Source organism: Streptomyces coffeae (assembly GCF_016741875.1).
In the GTDB taxonomy this organism is placed as follows: domain Bacteria; phylum Actinomycetota; class Actinomycetes; order Streptomycetales; family Streptomycetaceae; genus Streptomyces; species Streptomyces coffeae.
Window position 1 is genome coordinate 12,889 of the sequence record NZ_JAERRF010000013.1, and the last position, 18,478, is coordinate 31,366.

General features: G+C 72.7%; 20 protein-coding genes. 15 read left to right on the plus strand and 5 right to left on the minus strand.

What is annotated here, in order from left to right; all coding sequences use genetic code 11:
- Nucleotides 1-61: 61 nt before the first annotated feature.
- The 3 genes from rplM (at nt 62) to glmM (ending at nt 2,561) form a co-directional block, all read left to right on the plus strand.
- Nucleotides 62-505 carry a 50S ribosomal protein L13 gene (gene rplM, locus JK363_RS22265; RefSeq protein ID WP_060945206.1) on the plus strand — a complete coding sequence of 148 codons (444 nt, stop codon included), beginning with the start codon at nt 62-64 and terminating at the stop codon, nt 503-505.
- Between the two features lie 41 nt (nt 506-546).
- The gene (gene rpsI, locus JK363_RS22270; RefSeq protein ID WP_201876763.1) at nt 547-1,050 is read left to right on the plus strand and encodes a 30S ribosomal protein S9; all 504 of its coding nucleotides are present in this window, start codon (nt 547-549) and stop codon (nt 1,048-1,050) included.
- A gap of 152 nt (nt 1,051-1,202) precedes the next feature.
- Nucleotides 1,203-2,561: a phosphoglucosamine mutase gene (gene glmM / locus JK363_RS22275; RefSeq protein WP_201876764.1), complete on the plus strand. Its 1,359-nt coding sequence runs from the start codon at nt 1,203-1,205 to the stop codon at nt 2,559-2,561.
- Nucleotides 2,562-2,624: 63 nt separating this feature from the next.
- Here glmM and coaA read toward each other — a convergent pair whose 3' ends face one another.
- Nucleotides 2,625-3,632, minus strand: a complete 1,008-nt coding sequence (gene coaA / locus JK363_RS22280; protein ID WP_201876765.1) for a type I pantothenate kinase — start codon at nt 3,630-3,632, stop codon at nt 2,625-2,627.
- Nucleotides 3,633-3,845: 213 nt separating this feature from the next.
- Here coaA and glmS point away from each other — a divergent pair, with 213 nt between their 5' ends.
- Entirely contained in the window at nt 3,846-5,693 is a 1,848-nt protein-coding gene (glmS, locus tag JK363_RS22285) for a glutamine--fructose-6-phosphate transaminase (isomerizing) (protein ID WP_201876766.1), read from the plus strand.
- A 10-nt stretch (nt 5,694-5,703) separates the two neighbouring features.
- Nucleotides 5,704-6,072 (plus strand): holo-ACP synthase, encoded by a 369-nt coding sequence (locus tag JK363_RS22290; protein ID WP_201876767.1) that lies wholly within the window; start codon nt 5,704-5,706, stop codon nt 6,070-6,072.
- Between the two features lie 45 nt (nt 6,073-6,117).
- On the opposite strand, the gene bla is transcribed toward JK363_RS22290, so the two are convergent.
- Entirely contained in the window at nt 6,118-7,035 is a 918-nt protein-coding gene (gene bla, locus JK363_RS22295) for a class A beta-lactamase (RefSeq protein WP_201876768.1), read from the minus strand.
- A 183-nt stretch (nt 7,036-7,218) separates the two neighbouring features.
- Between bla and JK363_RS22300 the strand changes: the two genes are divergently transcribed.
- The gene (locus JK363_RS22300; protein ID WP_372444826.1) at nt 7,219-8,082 is read left to right on the plus strand and encodes a LysR family transcriptional regulator; all 864 of its coding nucleotides are present in this window, start codon (nt 7,219-7,221) and stop codon (nt 8,080-8,082) included.
- Entirely contained in the window at nt 8,079-8,978 is a 900-nt protein-coding gene (locus JK363_RS22305; RefSeq protein ID WP_201876769.1) for a serine hydrolase, read from the plus strand. The genes JK363_RS22300 and JK363_RS22305 overlap by 4 nt, the downstream gene beginning before the upstream one ends.
- 168 nt (nt 8,979-9,146) lie before the next feature.
- Here the strand turns inward: JK363_RS22305 and JK363_RS22310 are convergent, their stop codons facing one another.
- A complete protein-coding gene (locus tag JK363_RS22310; RefSeq protein ID WP_201876770.1) occupies nt 9,147-9,914 on the minus strand; it encodes a maleylpyruvate isomerase family mycothiol-dependent enzyme in 768 nt (255 codons plus the stop codon).
- 253 nt (nt 9,915-10,167) lie between these two features.
- On the minus strand, nt 10,168-11,613 hold the full coding sequence (locus JK363_RS22315) for an NAD(P)H-hydrate dehydratase (RefSeq protein ID WP_201876771.1): 1,446 nt from the start codon (nt 11,611-11,613) through the stop codon (nt 10,168-10,170).
- 83 nt (nt 11,614-11,696) lie between these two features.
- Between JK363_RS22315 and alr the strand changes: the two genes are divergently transcribed.
- The 4 genes from alr (at nt 11,697) to JK363_RS22335 (ending at nt 14,996) form a co-directional block, all read left to right on the plus strand.
- Nucleotides 11,697-12,833 (plus strand): alanine racemase, encoded by a 1,137-nt coding sequence (gene alr, locus JK363_RS22320; RefSeq protein ID WP_201876772.1) that lies wholly within the window; start codon nt 11,697-11,699, stop codon nt 12,831-12,833.
- 20 nt (nt 12,834-12,853) lie between these two features.
- Nucleotides 12,854-14,068 carry an alpha/beta fold hydrolase gene (locus JK363_RS22325; protein ID WP_201876773.1) on the plus strand — a complete coding sequence of 405 codons (1,215 nt, stop codon included), beginning with the start codon at nt 12,854-12,856 and terminating at the stop codon, nt 14,066-14,068.
- A gap of 15 nt (nt 14,069-14,083) precedes the next feature.
- Nucleotides 14,084-14,584, plus strand: coding sequence for a tRNA (adenosine(37)-N6)-threonylcarbamoyltransferase complex ATPase subunit type 1 TsaE (tsaE, locus tag JK363_RS22330; RefSeq protein WP_201876774.1), 501 nt, complete (start codon nt 14,084-14,086; stop codon nt 14,582-14,584).
- Nucleotides 14,585-14,801: 217 nt separating this feature from the next.
- Nucleotides 14,802-14,996 (plus strand): hypothetical protein, encoded by a 195-nt coding sequence (locus tag JK363_RS22335; RefSeq protein WP_201876775.1) that lies wholly within the window; start codon nt 14,802-14,804, stop codon nt 14,994-14,996.
- 28 nt (nt 14,997-15,024) lie between these two features.
- Here the strand turns inward: JK363_RS22335 and JK363_RS22340 are convergent, their stop codons facing one another.
- Entirely contained in the window at nt 15,025-15,582 is a 558-nt protein-coding gene (locus tag JK363_RS22340) for a hypothetical protein (protein ID WP_201876776.1), read from the minus strand.
- A gap of 223 nt (nt 15,583-15,805) precedes the next feature.
- Here JK363_RS22340 and tsaB point away from each other — a divergent pair, with 223 nt between their 5' ends.
- The 4 genes from tsaB to JK363_RS22360 are packed head-to-tail and all read left to right on the plus strand — an operon-like array spanning nt 15,806 to nt 18,447.
- Nucleotides 15,806-16,480 (plus strand): tRNA (adenosine(37)-N6)-threonylcarbamoyltransferase complex dimerization subunit type 1 TsaB, encoded by a 675-nt coding sequence (tsaB, locus tag JK363_RS22345; RefSeq protein ID WP_201876777.1) that lies wholly within the window; start codon nt 15,806-15,808, stop codon nt 16,478-16,480.
- A 26-nt stretch (nt 16,481-16,506) separates the two neighbouring features.
- Entirely contained in the window at nt 16,507-17,049 is a 543-nt protein-coding gene (gene rimI, locus JK363_RS22350; protein ID WP_201876921.1) for a ribosomal protein S18-alanine N-acetyltransferase, read from the plus strand.
- Entirely contained in the window at nt 17,042-18,187 is a 1,146-nt protein-coding gene (tsaD, locus tag JK363_RS22355; protein WP_201876778.1) for a tRNA (adenosine(37)-N6)-threonylcarbamoyltransferase complex transferase subunit TsaD, read from the plus strand. The genes rimI and tsaD overlap by 8 nt, the downstream gene beginning before the upstream one ends.
- Entirely contained in the window at nt 18,184-18,447 is a 264-nt protein-coding gene (locus JK363_RS22360) for a hypothetical protein (protein ID WP_201876779.1), read from the plus strand. Before tsaD ends, JK363_RS22360 begins: the two co-directional genes overlap by 4 nt.
- The last annotated feature ends 31 nt before the right edge of the window (nt 18,448-18,478 follow it).

Genomic DNA, 18,478 nt, shown 5'->3' on the forward strand with positions numbered 1-18,478 from the left:
CCGTCCCCTCGGTCCTAGCGGACCTGGGGAGACCCCACACTGAGAAGCGAAGGCTACGACCGTGCGTACGTACAGCCCCAAGCCCGGCGACGTCCAGCGTCAGTGGCACGTCATCGACGCCACCGACGTCGTTCTCGGCCGCCTGGCCTCCCAGGCTGCCACCCTCCTGCGGGGCAAGCACAAGCCCGTATACGCGCCGCATGTCGACGCTGGTGACTTCGTCATCATCATCAACGCCGACAAGGTGCACCTCTCCGGCAACAAGCGGACCCAGAAGATGGCGTACCGCCACTCCGGCTACCCGGGTGGTCTGCGTTCCATCCGCTACGACGAGCTGCTGGAGAAGAACCCGGAGAAGGCCGTCGAGAAGGCCATCAAGGGCATGCTCCCCAAGAACACCCTGGGCCGTCAGATGCTCTCGAAGCTGAAGGTGTACTCGGGTGACCAGCACCCGCACGCCGCTCAGCAGCCGGTCCCGTTCGAGATCACCCAGGTCGCGCAGTAGTCCCGGCCACCCCCTAAGACGAAAAGAATCTGAGGAGCATCGTGGCCGAGACCACCGCCGAGACCCCCCTCGAGGTCGAGGAGTACACCACCGAGAGCGTTGAGACGGTCGAGTCGGAGTACACCTCCGAGTCGCTCGCTTCCCGCTTCGGCGAGCCGCAGCCGGCCGCCGGCACCGGGCGCCGCAAGAACGCCGTGGCGCGTGTCCGCATCGTGCCGGGCAGCGGCCAGTGGAAGATCAACGGGCGCACCCTTGAGGAGTACTTCCCCAACAAGGTGCACCAGCAGGAAGTCAACGAGCCCTTCAAGGTGCTCGAGCTGGACGACCGCTACGACGTCATCGCCCGCATCTCGGGCGGCGGCGTCTCCGGACAGGCCGGTGCGCTGCGCCTGGGCATCGCCCGCGCGCTGAACGAGGCGGACGTGGACAACAACCGCGGCCCGCTGAAGAAGGCCGGCTTCCTGACGCGTGACGACCGCGCCACCGAGCGTAAGAAGGCCGGTCTGAAGAAGGCCCGCAAGGCGCCGCAGTACAGCAAGCGCTAATCCGCCCGAGCCCATCGGCCCAGCGGAATCGCTGTTCATTCGAACGCCCCGGCGGCACCACCAGTGCCCCGGGGCGTTCGGCTATCGCCGCCAGGGGGCGTATACCTACAAGCAAGCTCCTGCCCCCCAGCTCGCAATCTCGGAGGACACCAGTGGGACGACTCTTCGGTACGGATGGTGTGCGCGGTGTCGCGAACGCCGACCTGACAGCTGAGATGGCGCTCGGCCTGTCGGTCGCGGCAGCGCATGTGCTCGCCGAAGCGGGAACCTTCGAGGGCCACCGGCCGGTGGCCGTGGTCGGGCGGGATCCGCGCGCGTCCGGGGAGTTCCTGGAGGCCGCCGTGGTGGCGGGGCTGGCCAGTGCTGGGGTGGACGTGCTGCGGGTGGGCGTGCTGCCGACGCCCGCGGTCGCCCATCTCACCGGCGCGCTCGACGCGGACCTCGGGGTGATGCTCTCCGCCAGCCACAACCCGATGCCCGACAACGGCATCAAGTTCTTCGCCCGCGGCGGCCACAAGCTGGCCGACGAGCTGGAGGACCGGATCGAGACCACCTACCGCGCCCATGCCTCGGGCGAGCCGTGGGACCGGCCGACCGGCGCCGGGGTGGGCCGGGTCCGCGACTACGAGGAGGGCTTCGACAACTACGTCGCCCACCTGGTCGCCGCGCTGCCGGGCCGGCTCGACGGGCTCAAGGTCGTCGTCGACGGTGCCCACGGCGCTGCCTCCCGGGTCTCCCCGGAGGCGTTCGCCCGGGCCGGGGCCGAGGTCGTCACCATCGGCGCCGAGCCGGACGGGCTCAACATCAACGACGGCCACGGCTCCACCCATCTGGCGAAACTCCAGGCCGCCGTGGTCGAGCAGCACGCCGACCTCGGTGTGGCCCACGACGGCGACGCCGACCGCTGTCTGGCCGTGGATGCCACCGGCCGGGAGGTCGACGGCGACCAGATCCTCGCCGTCCTCGCGCTGGCGATGCGCGAGGCGGGCACCCTGCGCAACAACACGGTGGTCGGCACCGTGATGTCCAACCTCGGCTTCAAGCTCGCCATGCAGCGGGAGGGCCTGGAGCTGGTCCAGACGGCGGTCGGTGACCGCTATGTGCTGGAGGAGATGAAGAGCCGCGACTACGCGCTCGGCGGCGAGCAGTCCGGCCATGTGATCGTCCTCGACCACGCCACCACTGGTGACGGCACCCTCACCGGTCTGCTGCTGGCCGCCCGCTGCGCCGCCACCGGCCGCACCCTGGCCGACCTCGCGGCCGTCATGGAGCGGCTGCCGCAGGTGCTGATCAACGTCCCGGACGTGGACAAGTCCCGCGTGGCCTCCAGCGCCGACCTCGCCGCCGCGGTCGCCGAGGCCGAGCGCGAGCTCGGCGAGACCGGCCGCGTCCTGCTGCGCCCCTCCGGCACCGAGCCGCTGGTCCGGGTCATGGTCGAGGCCGCCGACATCGACCAGGCCCGCTCCGTGGCCGGCCGCCTGGCCGACGCGGTGAAGTCCGCCCTGGGCTGAGCGCCTGGGCTGAGCGGGAACGCATCGCGGAGGGGCTGCCGTACGCGGCCCCTCCGGCGGACCTCAGAGTTTGCGCAGGGAGAGCCGCTGCACCTTGTGGTCGGGCCCCTTGCGGAGGACGAGCGTGGCACGCCCGCGGGTGGGCTGCACGTTCTGCTGGAGGTTGGGCTTGTTGATGGTCCGCCAGATCATCCGGCCGTAGTCCAGCGCCTCCTCCTCCGAGACCTGGGTGTACTTGCGGAAGTACGAGGACGGGTCCTGGAAGGCGGTCTCGCGCAGCTTCCTGAAGCGGCCGAGGTACCAGCTCTCGATGTCCGCGGTGCGGGCGTCCACGTACACGCTGAAGTCGAAGAAGTCGGCGAGTCCGACCCGGGTCCGCCCGTCCTTCCCCGGCAGCGCCGGTTGCAGCACATTGAGTCCCTCGACGATCAGGATGTCGGGGCGGTGCACCGTGAGCCGCTCGTCCGGGACGATGTCGTAGATCAGATGCGAGTAGACCGGCGCGGAGACCTCCGCCTTGCCCGCCTTCACATCGGCGACGAAACGGGTCAGCGCCCGGCGGTCGTAGGACTCGGGGAACCCCTTGCGGGACATCAGCCCGCGCCGGTGCAGCTCGGTGTTGGGGTAGAGGAAGCCGTCGGTGGTGATCAGCTCGACGCGCGGATGCTCCGGCCAGCGGGCCAGCAGCGCCTGGAGCAGCCGGGCGGTGGTGGACTTGCCGACCGCGACACTGCCCGCCACCCCGATGACGAAGGGGGTGCCGGGCTGGGTGCCGCTGCCCTTCTTGGTGTCCCCGAGGAAGGTGTTGAGGGCGCCGCGCAGCCGTCCGGTGGCCGCGACGTAGAGGTTGAGCAGCCGGGACAGCGGCAGATAGACGTCCCGCACCTCGTCGAGGTCGATGACGTCGCCGAGCCCCCGCAGCCGCTCGACCTCCTCGGCGGTCAGCGGCAGCGGCGTCTTGTCCCGCAGTGCGCTCCACTCCGCGCGCGAGAGATCCACGTACGGGCTGGCCTCGCTCCGCCGCTGCGGTGCGCGCACGGTGCGCGCACCGCGCGCAGTTGACGTGATCACACCTTCATTGTCGGGGCTGGGCCCGGAACTGTGGGGCCCAGGCGGCGTGGAGTCGGTCACCCCCGGGAGCCACCCCCGGGCCACCACCGGGCCATGCCCGGGCCACCACCGGTCATCCCGGCAGGGCGCCGGCGCCGCCCGCGCACGCCGCGCGGCGTGCGCGACGCGCGGGCCGTCGTCCGTCCCCGAGGGGACGGGTCGTACGCTGCCTTCATGTGCGGAATCGTTGGTTATGTGGGAGGGCAGTCCGCCCTCGATGTTGTTCTGGCCGGTCTCAAGCGGCTCGAGTACCGCGGCTATGACTCGGCCGGGGTGGCCGTGCTCGCCGACGGCGGGCTGGCCTCCGCCAAGAAGGCGGGCAAGCTCGCCAACCTGGAGAAGGAGCTGGCCGACCGGCCGCTGCCCAGCGGCGGCACCGGGATCGGCCATACCCGGTGGGCCACCCACGGCGGCCCGACCGACGCCAACGCCCATCCGCACCTGGACAACGCGGGCCGGGTCTCGGTCGTCCACAACGGCATCATCGAGAACTTCGCGGTACTGCGCGCCGAGTTGGCCGAGCGTGGCCATGATCTCGCCTCGGAGACCGACACCGAGGTCGTGGCGCATCTGCTCGCCGAGTCCTTCTCCTCCTGTGGTGACCTGGCCGAGGCGATGCGCCAGGTGTGCCGTCAGCTGGAGGGCGCCTTCACCCTGGTCGCGGTGCACGCGGACGCGCCCGATGTGGTGGTCGGGGCGCGCCGGAACTCGCCGCTGGTGGTCGGGGTCGGCGAGGACGAGGCGTTCCTCGCCTCCGATGTGGCCGCCTTCATCGCGCACACCCGCGAGGCCATCGAGCTGGGCCAGGACCAGGTGGTCGAGGCCCGCCGCGACGTGGTGACGGTCACCGACTTCGACGGGGCGCCCGCCGAGGTCCGTCCGTACCACGTGGACTGGGACGCCTCCGCCGCCGAGAAGGGCGGCTACGACTACTTCATGCTCAAGGAGATCGCCGAGCAGCCGAAGGCGGTCGCGGACACCCTCCTCGGCCGGATCGACCTCTCCGGCAACCTGTGCCTGGACGAGGTCCGTATCCCCGCCTCCGTGCTGCGCGAGGTCAGCAAGGTCGTGATCGTCGCGTGCGGCACCGCGTACCACGCCGGGATGATCGCGAAGTACGCCATCGAGCACTGGACGCGGATCCCCTGCGAGACGGAGCTGGCGAGCGAGTTCCGCTACCGGGACCCGATCCTGGACCAGCGCACCCTGGTGATCGCCATCTCGCAGTCCGGCGAGACCATGGACACCCTGATGGCGCTGCGCCACGCCCGTGAGCAGGGCGCCAAGGTGCTGGCGATCTGCAACACCAACGGCTCGACGATTCCGCGCGAGTCCGACGCGGTGCTCTACACCCACGCCGGTCCCGAGGTCGCGGTCGCCTCGACCAAGGCGTTCCTCACCCAGCTGGTGGCCTGCTATCTGGTGGCGCTGTACCTGGGGCAGGTGCGCGGCACCAAGTGGGGCGACGAGATCATCTCGGTGATCCGCGAGCTGTCGGAGATCGCCACCCAGGTGGAGCAGGTCCTGGAGACGATGGAGCCGGTGCGCGAGCTGGCCCGCACCCTGGCCGACAAGAACACGGTGCTCTTCCTCGGGCGCCATGTGGGCTACCCGGTGGCGCTGGAGGGTGCGCTCAAGCTCAAGGAGCTGGCGTACATGCACGCCGAGGGCTTCGCGGCCGGTGAGCTGAAGCACGGTCCGATCGCGCTGATCGAGCAGGACGTCCCGGTGGTCGTCGTGGTGCCGTCGCCGCGCGGGCGGTCGGTCCTCCACGACAAGATCGTCTCCAATATCCAGGAGATCCGGGCGCGCGGTGCCCGCACGATCGTGATCGCCGAGCGCGGCGACGAGGCGGTGGCGCCCTACGCCGACCACCTGATCGAGATCCCCGCGACCCCGACCCTGCTCCAGCCGCTGGTGGCCACCGTGCCGCTCCAGGTCTTCGCCTGCGAGCTGGCGACCGCGCGCGGCAACGAGGTGGACCAGCCGCGCAACCTGGCCAAGTCGGTGACCGTCGAGTGATCGTGATCCCGTGATCATCGGTGTCGGTATCGATGTGGCCGAGATCGACCGCTTCGCCGATGCCCTGCGGCGTACGCCGGGGCTGGCGGAGCGGCTGTTCGTGGCGGACGAGCTGACGCTGCCGAGCGGCGAGCGGCGCGGGATCGCGTCGCTCGCCGCCCGGTTCGCCGCCAAGGAGGCGCTGGCCAAGTCGCTGGGCGCACCGGGCGGACTGCGCTGGACGGATGCCGAGATCGTGACCGAGGACTCCGGCCGTCCGCGGCTGACCGTCCGCGGCACGGTCGCGCAGCGCGCGGCGGAGCTGGGCGTCCGCGGCTGGCATGTCTCGCTGAGCCATGACGCGGGGGTCGCCTCCGCGGTGGTGATCGCCGAGGGGTGACCCGGCTCCCGGACCCTTGGCCCCTTCCGGACGGTCCCGTACCCGCTACCCGAGGGTGTCGGCCACCACCTCGGCGGCCTGCGCGAGCAGCCGGTCGTCGGGCTTGCCGTCCTCCGCGGTGCGGTTCGTCATGATCGCCACGACGATGGGGTCCGCACCGGGGCGCCACACCACCGCGATGTCGTTGCGGGAGCCGTAGGTGGCGCCGGTGCCGGTCTTGTCGCCGACCGTCCAGTTCTTGGGCATGCCCGCCCGGATGGTGGTCGCGCCCGTGGTGTTCCTCTTCAGCCAGTCGGCGAGCTGTGCGCGTTCGGGCTTCTCGAGCGTGTCACCGAGGACGAAGGAGCGCAGGTCCTTGGCGAACGCCCGGGGAGTGGTGGTGTCCCGGGTGTTCTTGGGGTTCCAGTCGTTCAGACCCGGTTCGTTCCGTTCCATCCGGGTGATGTCGTCGCCCATCTTCTCCAGATCGGCGTCGAGCGACTTGGGGCCGCCGAGTTCTTCGAGGATCAGATTGGCCGCGGTGTTGTCGCTGTAGCGGACGGCGGCGTCGCACAGCTCACCCAGGGTCATTCCGGTGTCCACATGCTTCTCGGTGATCGGGGACCATTCGATCAGATCGTCCTTGGAGTACGTGATCTTCTTGTCCATGCCGTCGAGCGAGCGCTCGCGCAGGATGGCGCCGGCGGCCATGGCCTTGAAGGTGGAGGCGAAGGGGAAGCGTGCGCCGTCGTTGTACGCCACCTCCCGCCCGGTTCCGGTGTCGATGGCGTAGACCCCCAGGCGTGCGTCGAACTTCTTCTCCAGGCCCTTGAACTCGTCGCTGAACGAGCGGGTGGCGGCGGGCTTCGCCGCCATGGAGGACGACGACGGCGGGGAGTCGTCCTGGCCGCAGGCCGCGAGCGGGACGAGGACGAGGGTGGTGAGCGCACCGCGAAGGGCGCGCCGGGCGCGGGTGTGCCGCATGGTCCGGTACCTCCTGATCTGCCCCGTATGACAGGACATACGGGGGATGGGATGCCTTCTGCGCACACCCTTGCCGCGTTCGGCCATACGGTCCAATACACTTCTGAGGGTTTCCATGCGGAAGTGGCATGACAGTGGTGTGGAGTGGCGGTTGTGGATCTGGTGGGAGCGTGTCGCGCGTTCGTGAGCGTGAGTGAGCGCGGCAGTTTCACCGTCGGGGCGGCCGCCGCCCGGATGTCCCAGCCGGTGGCCAGCCGCCGGATCGCCGCGCTGGAGGCGCACTTCGGGGAGCGGCTGTTCGAGCGCACCTCACGGCAGGCCGTTCTCACCCCCTTCGGCCGGGACCTGCTGCCCGCCGCCCGGCAGCTCGTCCTGGCGGCCGATGTGCTGCACCACGAGGCGGAGGCCGCCAAGCACAAGCCGTGGCGGCTGGCGATGCCCGGTATCTGCTCCACCGTCGACCTCGCCCAACTGGTGGCCGACGCGCGGGGGCACGGTGTCACCCTCGACCTCCGGGTCGCGCCGCCGCGCCGGCGGGAGGAGCTGGTCCGCTCCCAACAGGTGCGGGCCGCCCTGCTGCCGGTGCCGCCGGACGAGGCGCTGTGGTCGGTGCCGCTCGGGCTGGCCGGAGCCCGGAACCCCGGGGTGAAGCGCGTCTACCTGGAGACCCTGCGGATGGGCCGGGGCGCCCCCGAACCGCCCCGCCGGATCCGGATCCAGCCGGAGGACGACGTTCCGCACATCCGCGATCCGCTGACCCGGCTGCGGGACGCGCTCGGGCTGCGGCCCGCGCAGCTCGTGGTCGCCGACGACCTCACCACAGCCGCGGCGGACGTCCTGTGCTCCGACGATCTGCTGCTGTGCTCCCCCGCCCAGGCCCGTGAACTGGCCCTGAGCTGGCGGCCCATGGGCGAGCTCACCCTCGCCCGGGGCTACGCCGTCACGGCAGCCGCGGCCGGTAACCCCCGGCACATCCAGGCCCGCCTGGGCGACGCGATAGCGCGCTGCCTCGGCGCCGTACCGTCCACCGAAGGGGGCGTGACATGACCGAGACGCTGCTGCGCGAGATGCGCGGACAGCTGCGCGACGGCGGTCTGCGCGGCTATCTGCTGGTCCGGGATCTGCGTACCGGTGAGGAGCTGGGCATCGAACCGGATGCCCAACTGCCGTCCGCCTCCCTGGTGAAGGTGCCGCTCGCGCTGGCGACGGCCGAGCGCATCCGGCGCGGTGAACTCGACGGGGCGACCACACTGGAGGTGCGGCCCGGGGGGATCACCACCCCCGGCCCGACCGGGCTGAGCCGCTTCCGCCATCCCGCCCGGGTCGCCGTCGACGACCTGGTCTATCTGAGCACCTGCATCAGCGACGGAACCGCCGCCGACGCGCTGTTCGAGCTCACCCCGCCCGACCGGGTCACCCGGATCCTCCATGAACTCGGTCTGCACGGCATCACCGTCCGGCACACCGTGTACGAGCTGTCCGACACCCCCGAGGAACGCTTCGACGGCGCACAGGCCCATCTCGCCCACGCCCTCGCCATCGACGCGGGCACCTCCGGCCGCGGCCACCGGGTGCCGCAGCTCGACACCACCCGCGCCAACACCGGCAGCGCCCGCGCCTGGGCCGATCTGCTGCAAGCCCTGTGGACACCGTCGTCGATCCACTCGGAGGTGGCCGAGCGGGTACGCGGTCTGATGGCCCACAACCTGATGCGGCAACGCCTCGCCCCGGACTTCGCCTCGGACGCCGCCATCTGGTCCTCCAAGACCGGCACCCTCCTCAACCTCCGCCATGAGATCGGTGTCGTGGAGCACGCCGACGGCCAGAGCTTCGCCGTTGCCGTGCTCACCGAGTCCGTGGTGCCCGCCAGCCGCCAGCCCGGCGCCGAGGCGCTGATGGCCCGGGTCGCCCGGACCCTGCGAGACCACCTCCGCCAGCTCTAGGCCCCTTTAAACGACGGGCGTTGGGCCCTGGCCGTCGATCCCCGCGCGGAACCGTCCCGGTGCGTCGCCCCCTCTTCTGGGTGCTGATCGCGATCCTGATGAAGATCAGCGACCGGGCGCGCGGACCCGAGGGCATCGCGGCGGCCGGATAGCCGTACCCGGCCCCCGTCACTGCAACCAGAAGCCGGTCCGCGTCAGCCACAGCTCCAGCAGGGCGGTGTCCCCGAGGACGTCGACGCGGGGCGCGGGCCGCCGGTAGATCAGCAGCAGCAGTTCCGTCAGCGGACCGCGCACCGTCACGGCCGCCTCCTCGTCGGTACGGCACCAGACCGGGGCGGGCCCGGTGAGGTCGACCAGCCACCGCGCCCCGGTGTCCGTGGCCTGGAACCGGAGGGTCCGGCCGGGACCGAGCAGCGTGGGCTCGGACTCATAGGCCTCCGGCACCGTGCCGAAGTCCATCCACTCGTCCAGCGCGTCGGACGCCGGCTCCGCGTCGAGGGTGTACTCCACGCCGACGGCCAGGGCGGCGTCCGCCCGGTGCACGGCCGTCTCGTAGGCCATCCGGCGGGCCCAGAACATCGGGGTGCCGCCCGGCCCCGGCGTCCACACCGGTACGTCGGGCCCTGCCGCGCGCAGGGTCTCCGCCAGCCGGGCGGCACCGTCGGCGAGCTGGGCGTCCAGCGCCTCCGCGCTCTCGCCGTCGATCCGCGGGACGTCGTTGACCAGTTCGTCGGAGACCGGCTCCGTCGACCGGGAGCCGACCGCTCCCTGGGCCCAGCGGTGCGCACCGTTCAGATGGCGCAGCAGCTGGCCGAGGGTCCACTCCGGGCAGCTGGGTACCGGCGCGTGAAGGTCCGCGCCCTTGACGCAGTCCCTCAACCGCTCGGTCTGCGTGACGATTTCGGCGGCGTAGCGGTCCAGGCTCAGGGTGGTCATGCGGGCCAGGCTACGGACCGCCGCGCGGGGTGCCACCGGTTTTGCGCTCAGGCATCACTTCCGGCCACACCGCTGGGCGTTGTCCGGGCGCGCGGCCCTTCGCGAGCCCCGGCGACCGGGGCACGGGCGAAGGCGCGGCCGGGCAGTGGGCTCCCGTCGTGGTGCGGGGTGTTGGCTCGGGGACCGGACGGGGGACGAGGGGGCCACGCGGCCTCCCCTGCCGCCCGCCATCCGGTCAGCGCGCCGCGTGCCGTCAGGCCAGGACGTCCCGCCATGCCTCCGCGAGCGCCGTCGCCACGTCGTACGCCGCGATCGGCGCGCCGTGCGGGCCCGCCGCGCGGCGCGCCGCCAGGCCGTGGAGATAGCCGCCGACCGAGGCCGCGTCGAGGGCGCCGAGGCCCGCCGCCAGCAGGGAGCCGGTCAGCCCGGACAGCACATCGCCGCTGCCCGCCGTGGCCAGCCAGCCGGTGCCGGTGGGGTTCACCCGCACCGGACCCCCCTCGCCCGCGACCAGAGTGGTGGACCCCTTGAGGAGCACCGTGGCGCCATAGCGCCCGGCCAGCTCCCGTACCGCCGCCAGCCGCCCGGACTCCACCTCCTCGCGGGAGACCCCGAGCAGGGCCGCGGCCTCGCCCGCGTGCGGGGTCAGCACCGTGGGCGCCTCGCGCTTGCGCAGATCGCCGGGCGGCAGGAGGCGCAGCCCGTCGGCGTCGACCAGGACGGGGACATCGGAGCGGAGCACGTCCTCCAGCGAGTGCCGGGCCGCCGCGCCGTCGCCGAGGCCGGGGCCGACCACCCACGCCTGGACCCGGCCCGCCTTGGCCGGGGGACCGGAGTGCACCAGCGTCTCGGGGAAGCGCGCGATGACCGTGTCGGCCGCCGGGCCCACATAGCGCACCGCCCCCGCGCCGCCGCGCAGCGCGCCCGCGACGGCCAGCACCGCGGCGCCCGGGTAGCGGGCGGAGCCCGCCACCACACCGACCACCCCGCGCCGGTACTTGTCGCTCTCCGCCGAGGGCCGGGGCAGCAGCGCCGCCACGTCCTCGTGCTGAAGCGCCTCCGCGTCCGGTACGGGCGGCAGATACGGCTCCAGGCCGATGCCGATCAGCCGCAGCGCGCCCGCGTAGGTCCGGGCCGGGTCGATCAGCAGGCCCGGTTTGTACGTACCGAAGGTGATGGTGGCGTCGGCGCGCACCGCGGCGCCCTTGACCTCCCCGGTGTCGGCGTCCACCCCGCTCGGCAGGTCCACGGCGACGACCATGCCGCGCACCGCCCGCGTCAGCCGCTCCGCCTCGGTCCGCAGCCCGCCCTTGCCGCCGATGCCCACGATTCCGTCCACGACCAGTTCGGCGCGGGCCAGGGCCGGTTCGGCGCGGTCGTCATGGGCCGGTACGGCCCGTCCGCCCGCCGCGAGCAGCGCGCGCAGACCCCCCGGATGGGCCCGGTCCGGGGCGAGCAGCACCGCCGTGACCCCGGCGCCGCGCCGGGCCAGCCGGGCGCCCGCGTAGAGCGCGTCGCCCCCGTTGTCCCCGCTTCCCGCCAGCACGGCTACCCGGGCGCCGGACACCCGGCGCAGCAGATCGGCGCAGGCCGCGGCCAGTCCGGCCGCCGCCCGCTGCATGAGCGCTCCGTCCGGCAGCCGCGCCATCAGCTCCCGCTCCGCGGCCCGTACGGTCTCGACGCTGTAGGCAGTCCTCATGGTCACAGTCTCCCGAACGGAGGGCACTCCGTGCGGGAAAGCACACACTCCGGTCGGCCCACGGGCCTGAGAGACTGACCGGGATGGACGAGACACCGATGCGCGCCCGTGCCGTGGTCGATCTGGCCGCCCTGCGGGACAACGTTCGGGCGCTGCGCGCCGCGGCGCCCACCGCCGAGCTGATGACCGTCGTCAAGGCGGACGGCTACGGCCACGGCGCGCTGCCCTGCGCGCGCGCCGCCCGCGAGGCCGGTGCGAGCTGGCTGGGCACCGCCACGCCGGAGGAGGCGCTCGCGCTGCGCGCGGCGGGTGACACCGGCCGGCTGATGTGCTGGCTGTGGACGCCCGGCGACCCCTGGCGGGAGGCGATCGAGGCGGACATCGACGTCTCGGCCAGCGGTCTGTGGGCGCTGCGGGAGGCCGTCACCGCGGCCCGCGCCGCGGGCCGGACCGCCCGGCTCCAGCTGAAGGCCGACACCGGGCTCGGCCGCAGCGGCTGCCAGCCCGCCGACTGGCCGGAGTTGGTCGCCGAGGCCCGTGCCGCGGAGGCGGAGGGCACCGTACGCGTGACGGGTGTGTGGTCCCACTTCGCCTGCGCCGACGAGCCGGGCCACCCCTCCATCGAGGCCCAGCTGACCACCTTCCGCGAGATGGCCGGGCACGCCGAGCGGGCGGGGCTGCGGCCGGAGGTGCGTCATATGGCCAACTCCCCGGCCACCCTGACCCTCCCCGAGTCCCACTTCGACCTCGTCCGGACCGGTATTGCCACCTACGGCATCTCGCCGAGCCCCGAGGTCGGCCTGCCCGCCGATTTCGGGCTGCGGCCGGTGATGACGCTGTCCGCCCGGCTCGCCTCGGTCAAGCGGGTGCCGGGCGGACACGGGGTCTCCTACGGACACCGCTATGTCACCCCCGGCGAAACGACCCTCGCCCTGGTGCCGGTGGGCTACGCGGACGGCATCCCGCGCCATGCCTCGGGGACCGGCCCGGTGCTGGTCGCGGGGAAGTGGCGGACGGTCGCGGGCACGGTGGCCATGGACCAGTTCGTGGTGGACCTCGGCGGCGACAGCGCGGAGGAGGGCGAGGAGGCGGTGCTCTTCGGGCCCGGGGACCGGGGCGAGCCGACGGTCGAGGACTGGGCACGTGCCGTGGGCACGATCGCGTATGAGATCGTCACCCGTGTGGGTTCCCGGGTACCACGCGTTTATGTAGGTCATTAGGGGGGCACAGGGATCTGACCATGGGCGACGACAGCACGGCAGAGACGGCGACACGAGTCGTGGCGGGGGCCACAGCCGTGAGCTGGAGGCGCGGAGCCGGGTTCGCGGGCGCCGCGATCGGTGTCCTCGCGGCCGGAGCGGCGGCGGGCGTTGCCCTGGAGCGCCTCACGGTCGGCCGCGGCGTACGGCGCAAGGCACGGCTCGCGCTGGACGCCGAGGGCCCGTACGGCAGCCTGCGCGGCACCCCCGGCACGGCGGTGGCCGACGACGGCACCGAGCTGTACTACGAGGTCGAAGAGGTCCGGGAGCGCAGCGCGCCCACGCCGTCCCGGCGCAAGCGGCGGTTCGGCCGCAAGGCCGCGGCCGCCCCCGTCACCATGATCTTCAGCCATGGTTACTGCCTCGCCCAGGACTCCTGGCACTTCCAGCGCTCCGCGCTGCGCGAGGTGGTCCGCACCGTCTACTGGGACCAGCGCTGCCACGGCCGCTCGGCGCGCGGCTGTGCCCAGGCCGACGGCGACGCGCTCACCATCGACCAGCTCGGCCGTGATCTGAAGGCGGTCATCGACGCCGCGGCGCCCGAGGGCCCGCTGGTGCTGGTCGGCCACTCCATGGGCGGCATGACGCTGATGGCGCTGGCCGCGCAGTACCCCGAGCTGGTGCGGGAGCGGGTGGTCGGCGTGGCGTTCCTCGGCACCTCGGCGGGCCGTCTCGGCGAGGTCAGCTTCGGCCTGCCGGTCGTCGGGGTGAACGCGGTGCGCAGGGTGCTGCCGGGGCTGCTGAAGGCGCTGGGCTGGCAGGTGGAACTGGTCGAGCGGGGCCGCCGGGCCACCGCCGATCTCTTCGCCGGGCTGATCAAGCGCTATTCGTTCGGCTCGAAGGACGTGGACCCCGGTGTCGCGCGGTTCGCGGAGCGGCTGATCGAGGCCACCCCGATCGATGTGGTCGCGGAGTTCTATCCGGCGTTCCTCGCCCATGACAAGGCCGCGGCGCTGCCGCATTTCGACGGGCTGCCGGTGCTGGTGCTGGCGGGCGACAAGGACCTGATCACCCCGATGGAGCACAGCGAGGCCATCGCGGAGATGCTGCCCGGCGCCGAGCTGGTGATCGTCGAGGAGGCCGGTCATCTGGTGATCCTCGAGCACCCCGAGGTGGTCAACGGACATCTGACCGAACTGCTGGCCAGAGCGGTGGGCGGGGTCGACGGACGGGCCCGGCGCGGGGTGTCCGGCTGAGTACCATCGGCCGGTATGGACGTAGCGACACGTATCACCGTCACCTCCCCCGAGCAGATGCGGGACCTGGGCCGCAGGCTGGCCAAGCTGCTGCGCCCCGGCGATCTGGTGCTGCTCACCGGTGAACTGGGCGCGGGCAAGACCACGCTGACCCGGGGCCTGGGGGAGGGCCTGGGCGTGCGGGGCGCGGTCACCTCGCCGACGTTCGTGATCGCCCGCGTCCACCCCTCGCTGGGCTCCGGTCCGCCCCTGGTCCATGTGGACGCCTACCGTCTGGGCGGCGGTCTGGACGAGATGGAGGACCTCGACCTCGATGTGTCGCTGCCGGAGTCGGTGATCGCCGTCGAGTGGGGCGAGGGCAAGGTCGAGGGGCTGTCGGAGGACCGGCTGCATGTGGTGATCGAGCGGGCGGTGGGCGACGGCGCGGCCGGTGACCCGGACGACCCCCGCGACGTGGTGGTCACCGGGGTCGGTCCCCGGTGGGCCGGTGAGGACCTGGCGTCGCTGGCCGGATGACGGCGCGGGCCGCCCGGGGGACTTCTCCTGGACGGCACGGGTGAACGACAGGGATGAGGGGCGGCTCACGGGGTACATTCCGACAAGCCGTCGGCATGATGTTGCGCTGTGGGCATCAGCCGTGGTCACATGGGAGAGGGAGCATGGTTAGGCGTGCCTAACCACTGTCGGATTTTCCTTGTTCGTCCGAATGCCCCAGGACCCTCAGGAGGCATCCATGTCGGCCCATGAACCCGTCGTCGGGACAGACCGGCGCGACGATGGCCGTTCACCGTCGATGAGGGATCTGCTGGCGGCCTGTGCGGCGGCCAGCGCGGTGTCCACACCGCCGGCGGAGGAAGCCCGGCCCGCTGCCGAGCGGCAGGCGCCCGAGCCGGACGAACCCGTGCGTGAGCGCCGCGACGCCGCATAGGATCCCGCGGCGCGTCGGTCCCGACCGCCTACGCGATCACCACAACCGCTGTGCCGACCTGCGCGAACTCCCACATCGCCGATCCGTCGGCCCGGGACTCCCGCACCGCGCCGGTGCGCTTGCGGGCGTTCGGGTCGGGCATCGAGCCGTCCATGGCCGCGCTGAAACCGAACACCACGCCCCCTTCCGAGTGGAAGACGACGACGTGCTCGACCTGCACCCCGTCCGACCCCACCCCGCCCGCGTTCCGTGAGCTGACCTCGTACGTTCCGGGGTCCGGGCTGGCCGAGCTGGCGCCGACCTCGAAGGTGCGGGTGGCCCGTCCGTCCGCGCCGACCAGCCACACCCGCCGGTCCCCGAGCGCGTAGACGATCCGCGTACCCGTCCCCGACCCCTTGGGCAGGACCGTGGACTTCTTCTTCGCCTTCTTCGGCCGGTCCTTCGACGCGTCGGCGTGCGAGCCGGGCCGGGCCTGGGTGGGATGGTCGGGTGCGGTCGCCGCGGCCTGGTAGCCGAGGAAGCCGACGGCGCCGAGCGCGGCGGCGGTGAGAACGGCGACGGCGGGCGCGGTGCTGCTCCTCGGCACGGCGGACATCCTCTCCTGCGGTCAGTACGCGCTCACGGCCCGTAGATACGTATGCCGACCGTAGCACCGGCTCGGTGCACCGGTACGCGCTCACCGCGCCCCACCGCGGCCCTGTTGCGCCCTTGGTACGAATGCGCCCTTGGTACGCAAGAGAACGGCGGGGGCGGACGAACGCCGCCGTACACCGAAGAACGATCTTCCGGGGGCGCCGTAGGCTGTCCTCGTGCTGTTGCTCGCTCTTGATACCGCCACCCCCGCCGTCACGGTCGCCCTGCACGACGGCTCCGAAGTCCTCGCCGAGTCCGCCGACATCGACGCCCGGCGCCATGGCGAGCTGCTGCTCCCCGCCGTCCACCGGACCCTGCGGGCGGCGGGCACCGAGCTGGCCGAGGTGACGGAGATCGTCGTAGGGATCGGCCCCGGCCCCTACACCGGGCTGCGGGTCGGGCTGGTGACGGCCGCGACCTTCGGGTCCGTGCTCGGCATCCCCGTCCACGGGCTGTGCACGCTGGACGGCATCGCGTACGCCGCCGGGCAGGCCGGTCTCAACGGACCCTTCGTGGTGGCCACCGACGCGCGCCGCAAGGAGGTCTACTGGGCCCGTTACGACGACCCGCGGACCCGGGTGACCGAGCCCGCCGTGGACCACCCCGCCGACCTCACCGAGGCCGGGCCGGCCGCCGGGCTGCCCGCCGTCGGCGCGGGCGCGCTCCTGTACCCGGCCGCCTTCGCCGAGGTCCCGCCCGGGATGCCCGAGTACCAGTCGGCCGCCGCGCTGGCCTCGCTCGCGGCCGAGAAGCTGGCGCGCGGCGAGGAGCTGCCGCCGCCCCGGCCGCTGTATCTGCGCCGCCCCGACGCCAAGGTGCCCGCGAACTACAAGGTGGTCACCCCCAAGTGACCGGCACGACCGTGACGTTGCGCGAGATGCGCTGGTGGGACATCGAACCGGTGCTCGCGCTCGAGGAGGACCTGTTCCCCGACGACGCGTGGTCGCGCGGGATGTTCTGGTCCGAGCTGGCCCACGCCCGGGGCCGGGACGTCACCCGCCACTACGTGGTCGCGGAAGCGGGCGGCGCCGGGGCGGATCGGGGTGCGGAGCCGGGCCGCATAGTCGGCTACGCCGGGCTCGCGGTCTTTGACCACACCGGCGACGTCCAGACCATCGCCACCGCCCGCGACTACTGGGGCACCGGACTCGGTGCCCGTCTCCTCACCGATCTCCTCGGCGCCGCCACCGCCTTCGAATGCCGTGAGGTGCTCCTCGAGGTGCGCGTCGACAACATCCGCGCACAGCGCCTGTACGAGCGCTTCGGCTTCGAGCCCATCGGGCTCCGCAAGGGCTACTACCAGCCGGGCAATGTGGACGCCCTCGTCATGCGGCTGACCGATCCGGCCGCGCCCACCACCCCCTCCGCGGCCGCGGCCGTGCCGCCCTCCTCAGTACAAGGAACGAAGACCCATGGCTGACTCACGCAGCGAACCTCTCGTACTCGGCATCGAGACCTCCTGCGACGAGACCGGCGTCGGGATCGTCCGCGGCCACACCCTGCTCGCCGACGCGGTCGCCTCCAGCGTGGACGAGCACGCCCGCTTCGGCGGTGTGGTCCCCGAGGTCGCCAGCCGCGCCCATCTGGAGGCGATGGTCCCCACCATCCAGCGCGCCCTGAAGGAGGCCGGGGTCGCCGCCTCCGACCTCGACGGCATCGCCGTCACCGCCGGTCCCGGACTCGCGGGCGCCCTGCTCGTGGGCGTCTCCGCGGCCAAGGCGTACGCCTACGCCCTCGGCAAGCCGCTCTACGGCGTGAACCACCTCGCCTCGCACATCTGCGTCGACCAGCTGGAGCACGGCCCGCTGCCCGAGCCGACCATGGCCCTCCTGGTCAGTGGCGGCCACTCCTCGCTGCTCCTCGCCCCCGACATCACCTCCGACGTCCGCCCGCTGGGCTCGACCATCGACGACGCGGCGGGGGAGGCGTTCGACAAGATCGCCCGGGTGCTGAACCTCGGCTTCCCGGGCGGCCCGGTCATCGACCGCATCGCGCGTGACGGCGACCCCGGCGCCATCGCCTTCCCCCGCGGCCTCACCGGTCCGCGCGACGCCGCCTACGACTTCTCCTTCTCCGGCCTCAAGACCGCGGTGGCCCGCTGGATCGAGGCCAAGCGGACGGCGGGTGAGGAGGTCCCGGTCGCCGATGTCTCGGCCTCCTTCCAGGAGGCGGTCGTCGACGTCCTGACCCGCAAGGCCGTCCGCGCCTGCAAGGACGAGGGCGTCGACCACCTGATGATCGGCGGCGGCGTCGCCGCCAACTCCCGGCTGCGCGCCCTGGCCGAGCGCCGCTGCGAGGACGCGGGCATCACCCTGCGCGTTCCGCGCCCCAAGCTGTGCACGGACAACGGCGCGATGGTCGCGGCGCTGGGCGCGGAGATGGTCGCCCGCGGCCGCTCGGCCTCCGCCTGGGACCTGTCCGCCGACTCCTCGCTCCCGGTGACGGACCCGCACGTCCCCGACCCCGAGGCAGCCACCCACACCCACCCGCAGACCCACACCCACTCCCATGACCACGACCATGTGCACGAGCTGAGCCGGAAGAACCTCTACGCATGACCGTCGCCCTGATGTGGGAGGCCCGGGCCGTCGAGGGCCGCGGAGCCGATCTGCTCACCTGGGCCACCCACCAGCCCCTCGACCCGCCCCCACTGCGCCGCGAGACCTTCCGCGCCCCCGAGGACCGGGTCCTGGTCATCACCTGGTGGGACGCCGACTATCACACCCCCGGCCTCCCGGAACTCCCGGAACCGGGCGAGGACTTGGTCCGCCGCGCGGTCCACCGGTGGCGCTTCGAATCAGTCGCGGACGGGAGCTGACGCCCGCATAGGGACGGGGCGACGGCCCGGC

What these genes read in the sequence shown, in the direction of transcription:
- glmS (WP_201876766.1), top strand. Translation starts at nt 3,846, where the DNA reads ATGTGCGGAATCGTTGGTTATGTGGGAGGGCAGTCCGCCCTCGATGTT.
- bla (WP_201876768.1), bottom strand. Translation starts at nt 7,035, where the DNA reads ATGCGGCACACCCGCGCCCGGCGCGCCCTTCGCGGTGCGCTCACCACC.
- JK363_RS22305 (WP_201876769.1), top strand. Translation starts at nt 8,079, where the DNA reads ATGACCGAGACGCTGCTGCGCGAGATGCGCGGACAGCTGCGCGACGGC.
- JK363_RS22310 (WP_201876770.1), bottom strand. Translation starts at nt 9,914, where the DNA reads ATGACCACCCTGAGCCTGGACCGCTACGCCGCCGAAATCGTCACGCAG.
- JK363_RS22315 (WP_201876771.1), bottom strand. Translation starts at nt 11,613, where the DNA reads ATGAGGACTGCCTACAGCGTCGAGACCGTACGGGCCGCGGAGCGGGAG.
- alr (WP_201876772.1), top strand. Translation starts at nt 11,697, where the DNA reads ATGGACGAGACACCGATGCGCGCCCGTGCCGTGGTCGATCTGGCCGCC.
- JK363_RS22325 (WP_201876773.1), top strand. Translation starts at nt 12,854, where the DNA reads ATGGGCGACGACAGCACGGCAGAGACGGCGACACGAGTCGTGGCGGGG.
- tsaE (WP_201876774.1), top strand. Translation starts at nt 14,084, where the DNA reads ATGGACGTAGCGACACGTATCACCGTCACCTCCCCCGAGCAGATGCGG.
- JK363_RS22335 (WP_201876775.1), top strand. Translation starts at nt 14,802, where the DNA reads ATGTCGGCCCATGAACCCGTCGTCGGGACAGACCGGCGCGACGATGGC.
- rimI (WP_201876921.1), top strand. Translation starts at nt 16,507, where the DNA reads ATGCGCTGGTGGGACATCGAACCGGTGCTCGCGCTCGAGGAGGACCTG.
- tsaD (WP_201876778.1), top strand. Translation starts at nt 17,042, where the DNA reads ATGGCTGACTCACGCAGCGAACCTCTCGTACTCGGCATCGAGACCTCC.
- JK363_RS22360 (WP_201876779.1), top strand. Translation starts at nt 18,184, where the DNA reads ATGACCGTCGCCCTGATGTGGGAGGCCCGGGCCGTCGAGGGCCGCGGA.